Source organism: Chromobacterium sp. FG89, from assembly GCF_057808735.1.
Genome location: NZ_JBMDIQ010000044.1, coordinates 1 through 15,640 on the forward strand (window position 1 = coordinate 1; position 15,640 = coordinate 15,640).

Annotated in this window: 13 protein-coding genes and 2 tRNA genes; all 15 read right to left on the minus strand. The window is 59.4% G+C overall.

What is annotated here, in order from left to right:
* Window positions 1–100 (minus strand): GTP-binding protein (locus ACODRW_RS23725; RefSeq protein WP_208457775.1); only part of this gene is annotated, 100 nt, incomplete at its 3' end.
* A gap of 76 nt (window positions 101–176) precedes the next feature.
* Complete coding sequence (gene fusA, locus ACODRW_RS23730) at window positions 177–2,273, minus strand: elongation factor G (RefSeq protein ID WP_107797909.1); 2,097 nt, start codon at window positions 2,271–2,273, stop codon at window positions 177–179.
* Between the two features lie 27 nt (window positions 2,274–2,300).
* Window positions 2,301–2,771: a 30S ribosomal protein S7 gene (gene rpsG / locus ACODRW_RS23735; RefSeq protein ID WP_019103492.1), complete on the minus strand. Its 471-nt coding sequence runs from the start codon at window positions 2,769–2,771 to the stop codon at window positions 2,301–2,303.
* A 109-nt stretch (window positions 2,772–2,880) separates the two neighbouring features.
* Entirely contained in the window at window positions 2,881–3,252 is a 372-nt protein-coding gene (gene rpsL / locus ACODRW_RS23740) for a 30S ribosomal protein S12 (RefSeq protein WP_019103491.1), read from the minus strand.
* A gap of 207 nt (window positions 3,253–3,459) precedes the next feature.
* Complete coding sequence (rpoC, locus tag ACODRW_RS23745) at window positions 3,460–7,656, minus strand: DNA-directed RNA polymerase subunit beta' (RefSeq protein WP_107797908.1); 4,197 nt, start codon at window positions 7,654–7,656, stop codon at window positions 3,460–3,462.
* 54 nt (window positions 7,657–7,710) lie between these two features.
* Window positions 7,711–11,886 (minus strand): DNA-directed RNA polymerase subunit beta, encoded by a 4,176-nt coding sequence (gene rpoB / locus ACODRW_RS23750; protein WP_107797907.1) that lies wholly within the window; start codon window positions 11,884–11,886, stop codon window positions 7,711–7,713.
* A 158-nt stretch (window positions 11,887–12,044) separates the two neighbouring features.
* On the minus strand, window positions 12,045–12,416 hold the full coding sequence (gene rplL / locus ACODRW_RS23755; protein ID WP_019102910.1) for a 50S ribosomal protein L7/L12: 372 nt from the start codon (window positions 12,414–12,416) through the stop codon (window positions 12,045–12,047).
* Between the two features lie 36 nt (window positions 12,417–12,452).
* On the minus strand, window positions 12,453–12,950 hold the full coding sequence (gene rplJ / locus ACODRW_RS23760) for a 50S ribosomal protein L10 (RefSeq protein WP_107797906.1): 498 nt from the start codon (window positions 12,948–12,950) through the stop codon (window positions 12,453–12,455).
* 86 nt (window positions 12,951–13,036) lie between these two features.
* Window positions 13,037–13,111, minus strand: a tRNA-Thr gene (locus ACODRW_RS23765).
* Between the two features lie 179 nt (window positions 13,112–13,290).
* On the minus strand, window positions 13,291–13,986 hold the full coding sequence (gene rplA, locus ACODRW_RS23770; RefSeq protein ID WP_048416069.1) for a 50S ribosomal protein L1: 696 nt from the start codon (window positions 13,984–13,986) through the stop codon (window positions 13,291–13,293).
* A complete protein-coding gene (gene rplK / locus ACODRW_RS23775; RefSeq protein WP_048416070.1) occupies window positions 13,986–14,417 on the minus strand; it encodes a 50S ribosomal protein L11 in 432 nt (143 codons plus the stop codon). The genes rplA and rplK overlap by 1 nt, the downstream gene beginning before the upstream one ends.
* 99 nt (window positions 14,418–14,516) lie before the next feature.
* Complete coding sequence (gene nusG, locus ACODRW_RS23780) at window positions 14,517–15,050, minus strand: transcription termination/antitermination protein NusG (protein ID WP_048411720.1); 534 nt, start codon at window positions 15,048–15,050, stop codon at window positions 14,517–14,519.
* Window positions 15,050–15,406: a preprotein translocase subunit SecE gene (secE, locus tag ACODRW_RS23785; protein WP_107797905.1), complete on the minus strand. Its 357-nt coding sequence runs from the start codon at window positions 15,404–15,406 to the stop codon at window positions 15,050–15,052. The genes nusG and secE overlap by 1 nt, the downstream gene beginning before the upstream one ends.
* 68 nt (window positions 15,407–15,474) lie before the next feature.
* A tRNA-Trp gene (locus tag ACODRW_RS23790) sits at window positions 15,475–15,550 on the minus strand.
* A gap of 10 nt (window positions 15,551–15,560) precedes the next feature.
* Window positions 15,561–15,640 (minus strand): EF-Tu C-terminal domain-related protein (locus ACODRW_RS23795; protein ID WP_488906850.1); only part of this gene is annotated, 80 nt, incomplete at its 5' end.

Below are 15,640 nucleotides of genomic sequence, written 5' to 3' on the forward strand. Positions count from 1 at the left end.
TGGTGATAGCAGCGGTCAGAGTGGTTTTACCATGGTCCACGTGACCGATGGTGCCTACGTTTACGTGCGGTTTGGTCCGCTCAAACTTTTCTTTTGCCATTTTGCAAAAATCCTTAATTAAAGAACATTAGATCGGGACTGACCGGACCTTTCGGCCCGGCCAGCCTCAGCGCGCATTACTTGCGAGCGGCCATTACGGCGTCGGCAACATGCTTCGGAGCTTCGGAGTAGTGCTTGAACTCCATGGAGTAAGTCGCACGACCCTGGGTAGCGGAACGCAGGTCGGTGGAGTAACCGAACATCTCGGCCAGCGGTACTTCGGCCTTGATCTTCTTGCCACCCAAACCATCGTCGTCCATACCCTGAACGATGCCGCGACGACGGTTCAAGTCGCCCATTACATCGCCCATGTACTCTTCCGGAGTTTCCACTTCCACCGCCATCATCGGCTCGAGGATGCACGGACCGGCGCGGCGCATGGCTTCTTTGAATGCCAGGGAGCCCGCCAGTTCGAACGCGATCTGCGAGGAGTCGACGTCATGGTAGGAACCGAAGGTCAGACGCACGGTAACGTCAACCACCGGGAAGCCGGCGAGAATACCGCTGGACAGGGTGTTCTGAATACCCTTGTCCACGGACGGAATGAATTCACGCGGAATCACGCCACCCTTGATCTCGTCGACAAACTTGTAGCCATTGCCTTCGCCGGACGGCTCCAGGGTAATGACTGCATGGCCGTACTGACCCTTACCACCGGACTGCTTGACGTGCTTGCCGTCAACGTCGGTAACGACTTTGGTAATGGTTTCGCGGTAAGCCACTTGCGGAGCGCCAACGTTGGCTTCAACGCCAAATTCACGCCGCATGCGGTCAACCAAAATTTCCAGGTGCAGTTCGCCCATACCGGAAATAATGGTCTGGCCGGATTCTTCGTCGGTACGCACGCGGAACGACGGGTCTTCCTTGGCCAGGCGGTTCAGGGCAACGCCCATCTTCTCCTGGTCGGCCTTGGTCTTCGGCTCAACGGCAACGTGAATCACCGGCTCCGGGAACTCCATGCGCTCCAGGATGATTTCGGCGTTCAGATCGCACAGGGTTTCGCCGGTGGTCACTTCTTTCAGGCCGATGGCGGCGGCGATGTCGCCGGCACGCACTTCTTCCAGCTCGATACGGTCGTTCGCCATCATCTGCACGATACGGCCGATACGCTCTTTCTTGCCCTTGATGGAGTTCAGCACGGTATCACCGGACTTCACCACACCGGAGTAGACGCGGAAGAAGGTCAGCTGACCAACGTACGGGTCGTTCATCAGCTTGAACGCCAGAGCCGAGAACGGCTCGTCGTCGGAAGCGTGACGCTCGGCCGGCTTGCCGTCGGTTTCACCCGCGATGGCCGGAATGTCGATCGGCGCCGGCAGCAGTTCAATCACGGCGTCCAGCATGCGCTGAACACCCTTGTTCTTGAACGCGGAGCCGCACAGCATCGGCTGAATTTCGCAACGCAGGGTACGCTCGCGCAGGCCGGCGATGATTTCTTCCTCGGTCAGCGTTTCGCCGCCCAAGTACTTGTCCATCATCTCGTCGCTGACTTCAGCAGCGGCTTCGACCATTTTCTCGCGCCATTCTTCGGCCACGGAAACCAGATCGGCCGGGATGTCGCCGTATTCGAATTTCATGCCCTGGGACGCTTCATCCCAGATGATGGCCTTCATCTTCAACAGATCAACCACGCCGGTGAAACCATCTTCAGCGCCGATAGGCACAACGATGGGCACCGGATTGCCGCGCAGGCGAGTCTTCACCTGTTCAACCGCACGGAAGAAGTTGGCGCCTTGACGGTCCATCTTGTTCACGAAGGCGATACGCGGAACTTTGTACTTGTTAGCCTGACGCCATACGGTTTCAGACTGGGGCTGAACGCCGCCCACCGCGCAGTACACCATCACCGCGCCGTCCAGTACACGCATGGAACGCTCTACCTCAATGGTAAAGTCCACGTGTCCCGGGGTGTCGATGATGTTGAAGCGGTGCTCGGGGAACTGCATCCCCATACCTTTCCAGAAGGTGGTCACAGCAGCGGAGGTGATGGTAATGCCACGCTCCTGCTCCTGCTCCATCCAGTCGGTGGTGGCAGCGCCGTCATGAACCTCGCCCAGCTTGTGGTTCACACCGGTGTAAAACAGAATACGCTCGGTAGTGGTCGTCTTACCGGCGTCAATGTGAGCGGAGATACCGATGTTACGGTAACGCTCAATGGGGGTTTTCCTTGCCACGATCTACACCTTAAATAGTGGGTCTGCTTAGAAGCGGAAGTGCGAGAAGGCCTTGTTGGCTTCTGCCATACGGTGCACTTCGTCACGCTTCTTCATCGCGCCGCCACGGCCTTCGGCCGCGTCGAGCAACTCACCAGCCAGGCGCAGGTCCATGGACTTTTCGCCGCGCTTGCGCGCAGCGTCGCGCAGCCAACGCATGGCCAGAGCCATACGACGCGACGGACGTACTTCAACAGGAACTTGATAGTTGGCACCGCCTACACGGCGGCTTTTTACTTCAACAACCGGCTTGGCGTTGGCCAGAGCGGTGTTGAATACTTCCAGGGCATTCTTGCCGGATTTCTTTTCGATCTGTTCCAGAGCACCGTAGATGATGCGTTCTGCAACGGATTTCTTGCCATCGATCATGACTACGTTCATGAACTTGGACAGGTCCTGGGAACCGAACTTCGGATCCGGCAGGATTTCGCGCTTGGGGACTTCTCTGCGACGTGGCATGTTACTTCCTTAGATTATTCAGTTGAGCTTTGGCTCATGACTACCCAATGGAGCAGTCACTTACTAGACGACCCTGAGTGTTGATCAGGCCGCCTTGAGTGCAACCCAATTACTTGGGACGCTTGGCGCCGTACTTGGAACGAGCCTGTTTACGGTCTTTAACACCTGCGGTGTCGAGGGAGCCGCGAACGGTGTGGTAGCGAACACCCGGCAAGTCTTTTACACGACCGCCGCGGAGCAGCACTACGGAGTGTTCCTGCAGGTTGTGGCCTTCACCACCAATGTAGGAAATCACTTCGAAACCGTTGGTCAGACGAACCTTGCACACTTTACGCAGAGCCGAGTTCGGCTTCTTCGGAGTGGTGGTGTAGACACGGGTGCACACGCCACGCTTCTGCGGGCAGGCTTCCAGCGCAGGCACCTTGCTCTTCGCCTTGATGGCGACGCGGCCTTTGCGAACGAGTTGGTTAATGGTTGGCATTACTATCAGTTCCTAGTTGAAGCTCTCCAGCGGCAACACGCCGCCAGAAAGGACGGAGGATTATATTTTAGTCAACGTCCTACCGTCAATGAAAACAACGCCGCCCCATCACCTTAACCGTTGATAGGGCAGCGTTTTTTCAACACTTTGCGTCAGGGCCTTCCGAGGCGGGCAATTCCGCCCCTTTCCGGCCAAGACGACTAAGCGTTATTCGTTGCTGTCGAGCGCGTCGGCCGGGGCGATGTCGAAGAACTGAGCTTCGGCCGCTTCCAGCGTATGCTGCGTCGAACCGCGACGGGTGCGGTGGTAAGCCAGGCCGGTACCCGCCGGGATCAGACGACCGACGATCACGTTTTCCTTCAGGCCGCGCAAGTCGTCCTTCTTGCCCATGATCGCCGCTTCGGTCAGCACGCGGGTGGTTTCCTGGAAGGAAGCCGCGGAGATGAAGGAGTCGGTGGACAAGGACGCCTTGGTGATACCCAGCAGCACGTTTTCGTACTGCGCAGGCTCGCGGCCTTCCGCCAGCATCTTGTCGTTCATTTCCAGCGCGTCGGCGCGTTCCACCTGCTCGCCCTGGATGAACTCGGTGTCGCCGCTGTCGGAGATGATCACGCGACGCAGCATCTGGCGAATGATCACCTCGATGTGCTTGTCGTTGATCTTCACGCCCTGCAGACGATACACCTCCTGCACCTCTTGAACGATGTAGCGGGCCAAGGCCTCGATACCCTGCAGACGCAGAATGTCGTGCGGATCCACCGGACCGTCGACGATGGATTCGCCGCGGTTCACCACCTGACCGTCGTGCACCAGCACGTGCTTGTCTTTCGGGATCAGGTTTTCGTAACCGTTGCCCTCCAGATCGGTGATGATCAGGCGCTGCTTGCCCTTGGTGTCCTTGCCGAAGGAGATCGTACCGGTCACTTCCGCCAGCATGCCGGCGTCTTTCGGCGAACGCGCTTCGAACAGCTCGGCCACACGCGGCAGACCACCGGTAATATCGCGGGTCTTGGACGATTCTTGCGGGATGCGGGCCAGCACCTCGCCCTTGCCCACTTCCTGACCGTCGCGCACCGTGATAATGGCGCCCACCTGGAAGGTGATTGATACCGAGGCCTCGGAACCGGCCAGCTTCACTTCGTTGCCGTTGTCGTCCAGCAGCTTCACCAGAGGACGCAGCATCTTGGACTGCGAACCGGCGCGGCGCTTCGGATCGATCACCACCAGCGTCGACAGACCCGTCACTTCGTCGGTCTGCTTGGCTACGGTGTTGCCCTCTTCCACGTTTTCGAACTTCACGCGGCCCGCGTACTCGGTGATGATCGGACGGGTGTGCGGGTCCCAAGTGGCCAACACGGCGCCCGCCTTGATCACCAGACCGTCGGTGACCATCAAGGTCGCGCCGTACGGCACTTTGTGACGCTCGCGCTCACGGCCCATATCGTCGTGGATCACCACTTCGCCGGAGCGGGTGATGACGATCAGCTCGCCCTTGGTGTTCGCCACATAGCGCATCTGACTGGAGAAGCGCACGGTGCCGTTGGACTTGCCCTCCACCTGGCTGGCGGCCGCGTTTCGCGACGCCGCGCCACCGATGTGGAAGGTACGCATGGTCAGCTGGGTGCCCGGTTCGCCAATGGACTGGGCGGCGATCACGCCGATGGCTTCGCCGGCGTTGACGCGCTTGCCGCGCGCCAGGTCGCGACCATAGCACTTGGCGCACAGGCCGTAGCGGGTGTCGCAAGTGATGGCGGTACGCACCTTCACTTCGTCGATGCCCAGGCTGTCCACCACGTCCACCAGATGCTCGTCCAGCAGGGTGCCGGCTTCGATCACGGTCTCGCCGGTGGACGGATCCACCAGGTCGATCGCGGCCACGCGGCCCAGGATGCGGTCGCGCAGCGGTTCGATCACGTCGCCGCCTTGCAGCACGGCCTTCATGGTGAAGCCGTTGCTGGTGCCGCAATCGTCCTCGATCACCACCAAGTCCTGGGTCACGTCGACCAGACGACGCGTCAGGTAACCGGAGTTCGCGGTCTTCAAGGCGGTATCCGCCAGACCCTTACGCGCACCGTGAGTGGAAATAAAGTACTGCAGTACGGTCAGGCCTTCGCGGAAGTTCGCGGTAATCGGCGTCTCGATAATCGAGCCGTCCGGCTTGGCCATCAGACCCCGCATGCCGGCCAGCTGCTTGATCTGAGCGGCGGAACCCCGCGCGCCCGAGTCGGCCATCATGTAAATGGAGTTGAAGGATTCCTGATCGACTTCCTTGCCTTCGCGGTCCAGCACCTTCTGCTTGGACAGCTCGTCCATCATCGCCTTGGCGATCTTGTCGCCGGTGCGGCCCCAGATGTCCACTACCTTGTTGTAGCGTTCGCCCTGGGTCACCAGACCTTGACGGTACTGCTCTTCGATCTCTTTGACTTCCTTCTGCGCGTCGGCGAGCAGATCGACCTTCTTGGCCGGGATCTGCATATCGTCCACGCAAATGGAGATGCCGCCGCGAGTGGAGTAGGCGAAACCGGTGTACATCAACTGGTCGGCGAAGATCACGGTATCGCGGATGCCGCAACGGCGGAACGATACGTTGATCAGCTTGGAGATTTCCTTCTTCTTCAGCGCCTTGTTGATATGCTCGAACGGCAGGCCTTTCGGCAGGATGTCGGACAGAATGGCGCGGCCCACGGTGGTGTCGTAACGCTTGATCACCGGCTGGAACTCGCCCTGCTCGTCTTTTTCCCACTCGCGCAGACGCACGGTGATGCGCGTCGCCAGCTCAACCTGACGGGTTTCGTAGGCGCGATGCACTTCCTTGGTGTCCGCAAACACCATGCCTTCGCCCTTGCCGTTCACCTTGTCGCGGGTCATGTAATACAGACCCAACACGATATCCTGCGACGGCACGATGATCGGATCGCCGTTGGCCGGGGACAGCACGTTGTTGGTGGCCAGCATCAGGGTGCGGGCTTCCATCTGCGCTTCCAGCGACAGCGGCACGTGAACGGCCATCTGGTCACCGTCGAAGTCGGCGTTGAACGCCGCGCAGACCAGCGGGTGCAGTTGGATGGCCTTGCCTTCGATCAGCACCGGCTCGAACGCCTGAATACCCAGGCGGTGCAGCGTAGGCGCGCGGTTCAGCAGCACCGGATGCTCGCGGATCACGTCTTCCAGGATGTCCCAGACTTCCGGCACTTCCTGCTCGACCAGCTTCTTGGCCGCCTTGATGGTGGAGGCCAGACCCATCACTTCCAGCTTGTGGAAGATGAAGGGCTTGAACAGTTCCAGCGCCATTTTCTTAGGCAGGCCGCACTGATGCAGACGCAGGGTCGGGCCCACGGTAATCACGGAACGACCGGAGTAGTCCACGCGCTTACCCAGCAAGTTCTGACGGAAACGACCGCCCTTGCCCTTGATCATGTCGGCCAGCGACTTCAGCGGACGCTTGTTGGCGCCGGTCATCGCCTTGCCGCGACGGCCGTTGTCCAGCAGCGAGTCAACCGATTCCTGCAGCATGCGCTTCTCGTTGCGCACGATGATGTCCGGCGCGCGCAGTTCCAGCAGGCGCTTCAGACGGTTGTTACGGTTGATCACGCGGCGGTACAGATCGTTCAGATCGGAAGTCGCGAAGCGACCGCCGTCCAGCGGCACCAGCGGACGCAGTTCCGGCGGCAGCACCGGCAGCACTTCCAGGATCATCCATTCCGGCTTCATGCCGGAACGTTGGAAGGCCTCCAGCACTTTCAGGCGCTTGGAGATCTTCTTGATCTTGGTGTCGGAGCTGGTGGCCTTGAGTTCGGCGCGCAGGGTCTCGATCTCGCTGTCCAGGTTCAGCTTCTTCAGCAATTCCTTGACCGCTTCGGCGCCCATCATGGCGACGAACTCTTCACCGTACTGGTCTTCCTTGTCCAGGAAGTCCTCTTCGGTCAGCAGCTGACGGTATTGCAGCGGGGTCATGCCCGGATCGGTCACCACGAACGCTTCGAAGTACAGCACGCGTTCGATGTCGCGCAGCGTCATGTCCAGCACCATGCCCAGACGCGACGGCAGCGACTTCAGGAACCAGATGTGCGCGGTCGGGCTGGCCAGCTCGATGTGGCCCATGCGTTCGCGACGCACCTTGGACAAGGTGACTTCCACGCCGCACTTCTCGCAGATCACGCCGCGATGCTTCAGGCGCTTGTACTTGCCGCACAAGCACTCATAGTCCTTCACCGGTCCGAAGATGCGCGCGCAGAACAGGCCGTCGCGTTCCGGTTTGAAGGTACGATAGTTGATGGTTTCAGGCTTTTTTACTTCACCATAAGACCAGGAACGGATCTTGTCAGGCGAGGCGATGCCGATCTTAATCGCATCAAACTCTTCTTCTTGCGTAACTTGCTTAAAGAGGTCGAGCAGAGCTTTCATTGCGTCTCCAGTCAGGGGACAGGCGCGGCGGCTTGCCGCGCCCATTCAACCCAATCAATAACGTTCCAGGTCCATGTCGAGGCCGAGCGAACGGATTTCCTTCACCAGCACGTTGAAGGATTCCGGCATGCCGGCATCGATCTTGTGCTCGCCCTTGACGATGTTCTCGTACACCTTGGTACGACCGGTCACATCGTCCGACTTCACGGTCAGCATTTCCTGCAGGGTGTAGGCGGCGCCGTAAGCTTCCAGCGCCCAAACCTCCATCTCACCGAAACGCTGGCCGCCGAACTGGGCCTTACCGCCCAGCGGCTGCTGAGTCACCAGCGAGTACGGGCCGGTGGAGCGCGCGTGCATCTTGTCGTCGACCAGGTGATGCAGCTTCAGATAGTGCATCACGCCCACGGTGACCTTGCGGTCGAAGGCTTCGCCGGAGCGGCCGTCGTACAGGGTCATCTGGGTCTTGGACTCATTAAAGCCCATTTTCTCGGTCAGCGGGTCCGCATCCGGGTAGGCCAGATCCAGCATGTGCTTGATCTCGGTCTCCTTGGCGCCATCGAACACCGGCGTCGCGAACGGCATACCCTTGCGCAGATTGTCCGCCAGGGCCAGCACTTCGTCGTCGCTCAGCGAGGCGATGTCTTCGACCTTGCCCGCTTCGTTGTAGATGCGCTCCAGATAGCCGCGCACCAAGGAAGCGTTCTGCTGATCCTTGATCATGCGGTCGATGCGCTCGCCGATACCCTTGGCGGCCCAACCCAGATGCACTTCCAGGATCTGACCGATGTTCATACGCGACGGTACGCCCAGCGGGTTCAGCACGATGTCGACCGGACGGCCGTCGCCCATGTAAGGCATGTCTTCGATCGGCAGGATGCGCGATACCACGCCCTTGTTGCCGTGACGGCCGGCCATCTTGTCGCCAGCCTGCAGGCGGCGCTTAACGGCCAGATAAACCTTGACCATCTTCTGCACGCCCGGCGGCAGCTCGTCGCCCTGGGTCAGCTTGCGCTTCTTGTCTTCGAACTTGAGGTCGAATTCTTCGCGCTTCTGCGCCAGGCTTTCCTTGATCAGTTCCAGCTGCTTGGCGATATCTTCATCGGCCATGCGGATGTCGAACCAGTCGTGCTTGGACGGCAGATCGGCCAGGTATTCCTGATCGATCACAGTGCCTTTCACCAGACGCTTCGGACCGCCGTTGGCCACTTTGCCGACGATCAGACGCTCGATACGGCTGAAGGCGTCGTTGTCGAAAATACGCAGCTGGTCGTTCAGGTCCAGGCGATAGCGCTTCAGTTCCGAATCGATGATGGACTGGGCGCGCTTGTCGCGCTCAATGCCTTCGCGGGTGAATACCTGAACGTCGATCACGGTGCCCACGGTGCCGGTCGGCACGCGCAGCGAGGTGTCCTTCACGTCGGAAGCCTTCTCGCCGAAGATCGCGCGCAGCAGCTTCTCTTCCGGGGTCAGCTGGGTTTCGCCCTTAGGCGTCACCTTGCCCACCAGCACGTCGCCGGCTTCGACTTCGGCGCCGATGTACACGATGCCGGATTCATCCAGACGGCCGGCCATGCGCTCGGACAGGTTCGGGATGTCGCGGGTGATTTCCTCGGGGCCCAGCTTGGTGTCGCGGGCAACCACGGACAGTTCTTCGATATGGATCGAGGTGTAGCGGTCTTCGGCGACCAGCTTCTCCGAGATCAGGATCGAGTCCTCGTAGTTGTAACCGTTCCACGGCATGAAGGCGATGGTCATGTTCTGACCCAGCGCCAGCTCGCCCAGATCGGTGGAGGCGCCGTCGGCCACCACGTCGCCGCGGGCGATGTGGTCGCCCACTTTCACCACCGGACGCTGGTTGATGTTGGTGTTCTGGTTGGAGCGGGTGAACTTGGTCAGGTTGTAGATGTCCACGCCCACTTCGCCGGCAACGGCTTCTTCGTCGTTGACGCGAACCACCACGCGGGTCGCGTCGACATAGTCGACCACGCCGCCGCGACGCGCCACCACGGTGGTGCCGGAGTCAACCGCCACCGAGCGCTCGATACCGGTGCCCACCAGGGCTTTTTCCGGACGCAGGCAAGGCACGGCCTGGCGCTGCATGTTGGCGCCCATCAATGCGCGGTTGGCGTCATCGTGTTCCAGGAACGGAATCAGCGAAGCTGCGACGGACACCACCTGACCGGTGGCCACGTCCATGTACTGCACGCGGTCCGGAGTCGCCAGAATGGTTTCACCCTTCTCGCGGCAGGTCACCAGCTCGTCGATCAGCGCGCCTTCTTCGCTCAGCTCGGCGTTGGCCTGAGCAATCACGTAGCGGCCTTCTTCGATCGCGGACAGGTAGTCGATCTCGTTGGTGACCTTGCTGTCCACTACCTTGCGGTACGGGGTTTCCAGGAAGCCGAACTCATTGGTGCGCGCATAGACGGACAAGGAGTTGATCAGACCGATGTTCGGGCCTTCCGGCGTTTCGATCGGGCACACGCGGCCGTAGTGGGTCGGGTGTACGTCGCGCACTTCGAAGCCGGCGCGTTCGCGGGTCAAACCGCCCGGGCCAAGAGCCGATACGCGGCGCTTGTGGGTGATTTCCGACAGCGGGTTGGTCTGGTCCATGAACTGGGACAGCTGCGAGGAGCCGAAGAACTCCTTGATCGCGGCGGACACCGGCTTGGCGTTGATCAGGTCGTGCGGCATCAGGTTGTCGGATTCCGCCTGATTCAGGCGTTCCTTGACCGCGCGCTCCACGCGCACCAGGCCGGCGCGGAACTGGTTTTCGGCCAGTTCGCCCACCGAACGCACGCGACGGTTGCCCAGGTGATCGATATCGTCCACTTCGCCGCGGCCATTGCGCAGTTCGGTCAGGATGGCGATCACGGACACGATGTCTTCAGTCGACAGCGTGCCTTCCATCACATCGCGACGCTCGGCGAACTTCTCGCCGATCAGCACCTTGAACCACTCAGGGGTCTTGTCGTCGAATTTGTACTGGTAGGTGCGCGAGCTGAACTTCATGCGGCCCACGCGCGACAGATCGTAGGTTTCTTCGCTGAAGAACAGACGCTGGAACAGCGCTTCCACCGCGTCTTCCGTCGGCGGTTCGCCCGGACGCATCATGCGGTAGATGGCCACGCGGGCCTGCAGCTGGTCCTGGATGTCGTCGGCGCGCAGCGTCTGGGAGATGTAGGAGCCCTGATCCAGATCGTTGGTGAACAACACTTCCACCTGCTGGATATCGGCCAGCGCCAGCTTGGCCAGCACTTCCTCGGTCACTTCGTCGTTGGCGCGCGAAATCAGCTCGCCGGTGTCGGCGTTGGCGACGTTGTGCGCCAGCACCTTGCCCAGCAGCGCGTCGGCCGGCACTTCGATGCGGTCCAGCTCAGCCGTCTGGATGTCGCGAATGTGCTTGGCGGTAATACGCTTGTCCTTGGCCACGATCAGCTTGCCGTCGGCGGCAACGATGTCGAACTTGGCCACTTCGCCCTTCAGACGATCCGGAACCACGCGCATGAACACGCCGCTCTTGGTCAGGTAGAAGGTGTCGAAGCTGTAGAACTCGGACAGGATTTCTTCGTTGGTGTAACCCAGCGCCTTCAGCAGGATGGTCACCGGCATCTTGCGGCGACGGTCGATACGGAAGTACAGCAGGTCTTTCGGGTCAAACTCGAAGTCCAGCCAGGAACCGCGGTAAGGAATCACGCGGGCGGAGAACAACAGTTTACCGGAGGAATGAGTCTTGCCGCGGTCGTGCTCGAAGAACACGCCCGGGGAACGATGCAACTGAGAAACGATGACGCGCTCGGTGCCGTTGATGATGAACGAACCATTGGTCGTCATCAGCGGGATTTCGCCCATGTACACTTCGTTCTCGCGCACTTCCTTCACCACCGGCTTGGAAGACTCTTTGTCGAAGATGGTCAGGCGGATGCGCGCGCGCAACGGAGCCGCGTAGGTAATGCCGCGCAGCTGGCACTCCTGCACGTCGAACGGCGGCTCGCCCAAGACGTAATGAGCGAAGTCAAGACGCGCATAGCCATTATGGCTGATGATCGGATAGATCGATTTGAACGCAGCCTGAAGGCCCACATCCCTACGCTGGTCAAGCGGCACACCCAACTGGAGAAATTCGGTGTAGGAATCAATCTGGGTCGCCAACAGGAATGGGACATCGAGAACACTGGCACGCTTCGCAAAACTTTTACGAATACGCTTCTTCTCAGTAAACGAATAACTCATAGAGTCTCCATCGAGGTGGGGTGGCGCAAGCAAGAAACCAAAAGTCAGCAGCCACGCTCAATAATTGCTGGCTTTTACCTTCTTCGTTTCGGCCAACTACAAGCGCAATAAGGCTGGCGGATTTCTCCGCCAGCCTCACCCTCTTTTTTCAAAGAAGATTATTTGATTTCAGCCTTAGCACCGGCTTCGGTCAGCTGTTTCAGGATGTCGTCGGCTTCAGCCTTCGCCACGCCTTCTTTCAGGGCTTTCGGAGCGCCGTCAACCAGATCTTTGGCTTCTTTCAGGCCCAGACCGGTGATTGCGCGCACAACCTTGATCACGCCAACCTTGTTGTCGCCAGCGCCAGTCAGGATAACGTCAAACTCGGTTTTTTCTTCAGCGGCAGCAGCGCCGGCGCCAGCCGGGCCAGCAACAGCAACAGCAGCGGCGGAAACGCCGAACTTCTCTTCGAACGCCTTAACCAGGTCGTTCAGTTCCATCACGGTCAGACCAGCAACGGCCTCGAGGATGTCTTCTTTGGTGATTGCCATGTGAAAATCTCCTGAATTCTATAAGAATCAAATAAGTTAAGCGGCTTCGGCTTGCTTCTTGTCGGACAGGGCGGCCAGCGCGCGGGCGAAGCCAGCGACCGGAGCCTGCATAACGTAGAGAAGCTTGGACAGCAGTTCTTCGCGGCTCGGGATGGACGCGAGCTCAGCAACCTGAGCGGCGTTCAGCACCTGGCCATCGTAGGAACCTGCTTTGACGATGATTTTGTCGTCAGCCTTGGCATATTGATGCAGCACCTTGGCAGCAGCTACCGGGTCGGTGGAAACAGCGTAAACCAGCGGGCCGACCATTTGGTCAGCCAGACCGGCAAACGGAGTGCCTTCCACAGCACGGCGAACCAGCGTGTTCTTCAGAACGCGCAGGTATACGCCATTCTCGCGCGCCTGAGCGCGGAGTTTGGTCATGCTGCTTACCTCGATGCCCCGATATTCAGCGATAACGAGGGTCTGAGCGTCTGCCAGCGTGGCAGATACTTCAGCTACGACCGCCTTTTTATCTTCGATATTGAGACTCAAGGTCTACCTCCTAGACTGAAATGAAGCGAAAGGATTTTCGCTTCGCTTTGCAGCGGCGACCTACATCAGGAGACATCATAAAGAACTGGTGCTCATGGGCGGAATTGAACCGCCGACCTCTCCCTTACCAAGGGAGTGCTCTACCCCTGAGCTACATGAGCTTGAACTTTGTTCAGAAGCCTGTTTCGGGTACACCATCTGCGTAGGGTGCGGACTTCCATACTGGCAAATCTGCGATTAAGCCTTGCGGCGCCTACGGTCTTTGACAACCTGGCAAGCGAACTTGCCAGCCCAAAGCCTTGGCGAGGCGGCGAACCGCCCCGCCAAACTCAAACAGCGATTAAGCGCTGATCGAGTTGGTATCTACACGAGCGCCGACACCCATGGTGCTGGATACGGCGATCTTTTTCAGATACACGCCCTTGGAAGCTGCCGGCTTGGCTTTCACCAGGGCATCAACCAGAGCGGAGAAGTTTTCACGCAGGGCTTCGGCTTCGAAAGAAGCGCGGCCGATGGTGGCGTGAACGATACCGGCCTTGTCGGTACGGTACTGAACCTGACCGGCCTTGGCGTTTTTCACGGCCTCGGCTACGTTCGGGGTCACGGTGCCCACCTTCGGGTTCGGCATCAGGCCGCGCGGGCCCAGGATCTGACCCAGCTGACCGACAACGCGCATGGCGTCCGGGGAGGCGATCACGATGTCGAAGTCCAGATTGCCGGCTTTAACCTGCTCGGCCAGATCGTCGAAACCAACGACTTCGGCGCCAGCGGCTTTAGCGGCTTCAGCGTTCGCGCCTTGAGCGAACACGGCAACGCGTACGGACTTGCCGGTACCGCGCGGCAGAACCACGGAACCACGGACCACTTGGTCGGATTTACGCGGATCCACGCCCAGATTCACGGCCACGTCGATGGACTCGTCGAATTTGGCGGTGGCGGCGGCTTTCACCAGGGAGATCGCTTCGTCGATAGCGTACAGCTTGTTGCGATCAACGCCAGCCTTCAGAGCTTGCAAGCGCTTGGAAACCTTAGCCATTACACGCCCTCCACTTCCAGACCCATCGAACGGGCGGAGCCGGCGATGGTGCGAACAGCGGCGTCCAGATCGGCAGCGGTCAGATCCGGCTGCTTGGTCTTGGCGATTTCTTCCAGCTGAGCGCGAGTCACTTTACCCACCTTGTCGGTATTGGCCTTGGCCGAACCGGACTTGATGCCAGCAGCCTTCTTCAGAAGGATGGTGGCCGGCGGGGTCTTCATCACGAAGGTGAAGGACTTGTCCGCGAATGCGGTAATCACTACGGGAATCGGCAGACCCGGCTCAACGCCTTGGGTCGCGGCGTTGAACGCCTTGCAGAATTCCATGATATTCAGACCACGCTGACCCAGGGCCGGACCGATCGGCGGCGACGGGTTGGCTTTGCCAGCGGGCACTTGCAGCTTGATATAGCCGACAATTTTCTTTGCCACGATTAAACTCCTAGTTTGGGTATAGCGCGAGCGTCAACTCGCTTCCCGACGAAAGCGCAACAGTATACACGCTTAAAAAAAGCTTGCCAAGAGGCAGGCTTACAACTTCTCAACCTGACTGAATTCGAGCTCAACCGGGGTGTCGCGACCAAAAATCTGCACCGACACGCGCAGCTTGTTGCGCTCGTAGTTCACCTCGTCGACCGAACCGTTGAAGTCGTTGAACGGGCCGTCGATGACGCGCACCTTCTCGCCCACTTCGAACAGCACCTTCGGCTTCGGCTTTTCCACGCCCTCTTGCATCTGCTGCATGATGGCCTCGACTTCCTTCTTGGAAATCGGCGCCGGGCGGTTGGCGGTGCCGCCAACAAAACCGGTCACTTTCGGCGTGCTCTTGACCAGATGCCAGGTATCGTCAGTCATTTCCATCTCGACCAACACATAGCCCGGGAAAAACTTGCGCTCGGTAATGGAGCGACGGCCATTCTTGACGTCGACAACCTCTTCCACCGGCACCAGGATTTGACCAAATTGATCGGCGACATGAGAACGCTCGATGCGCTCGCGCAACGCCTTTTGCACGCTTTTTTCAAAGCCAGAATAAGCGTGAACCACATACCAGCGCATTGCCATTATTTACCTCGACCGAGAATCACATCATAAAACAACCAGGACAGACTGGAGTCCACCAACCACATGAACAAGGCCAGCACCAGCACGAAAACAAACACCATGCCGGTCATCTGCATCGCCTCTTTGCGAGTGGGCCACACCACCTTGCGAGCCTCGACCAGAGACTCGTTGGCGTAAGTGACGAAACTCTTGCCCGGCTGCGACAGCCAAACCGCCCCAACCGCCAGAATCACGCCGGCCACAAACGAAAGCGCGCGCAAAATACCCTGGTCCGCCGGAATCATGTAAAAGCCGACGATACCGGCCGCCACCAGCAAACCGGCCAGCGCCAGCTTGATTTTATCTTGCATTTCCATGTCGATATCTTCTCTTGCGCGTATGCGACAAAAGACCAACCGGCGCACAAGCGCCGGCTGGTCTTAATTGGCAGGCCAGGAGGGTCTCGAACCCCCAACCCTCGGTTTTGGAGACCGATACTCTACCAATTGAGCTACTGGCCTTTAAACCTGATTAAGCGATGATCTTAGCTACCACACCGGCGCCGACGGTACGACCGCCTTCGCGGATGGCGAAACGCAGACCATCTTCCA

What these genes read in the sequence shown, in the direction of transcription:
- rpsG (WP_019103492.1), bottom strand. Translation starts at nt 2,771, where the DNA reads ATGCCACGTCGCAGAGAAGTCCCCAAGCGCGAAATCCTGCCGGATCCG.
- rpsL (WP_019103491.1), bottom strand. Translation starts at nt 3,252, where the DNA reads ATGCCAACCATTAACCAACTCGTTCGCAAAGGCCGCGTCGCCATCAAG.
- rpoC (WP_107797908.1), bottom strand. Translation starts at nt 7,656, where the DNA reads ATGAAAGCTCTGCTCGACCTCTTTAAGCAAGTTACGCAAGAAGAAGAG.
- rpoB (WP_107797907.1), bottom strand. Translation starts at nt 11,886, where the DNA reads ATGAGTTATTCGTTTACTGAGAAGAAGCGTATTCGTAAAAGTTTTGCG.
- rplL (WP_019102910.1), bottom strand. Translation starts at nt 12,416, where the DNA reads ATGGCAATCACCAAAGAAGACATCCTCGAGGCCGTTGCTGGTCTGACC.
- rplA (WP_048416069.1), bottom strand. Translation starts at nt 13,986, where the DNA reads ATGGCTAAGGTTTCCAAGCGCTTGCAAGCTCTGAAGGCTGGCGTTGAT.
- nusG (WP_048411720.1), bottom strand. Translation starts at nt 15,050, where the DNA reads ATGGCAATGCGCTGGTATGTGGTTCACGCTTATTCTGGCTTTGAAAAA.
- secE (WP_107797905.1), bottom strand. Translation starts at nt 15,406, where the DNA reads ATGGAAATGCAAGATAAAATCAAGCTGGCGCTGGCCGGTTTGCTGGTG.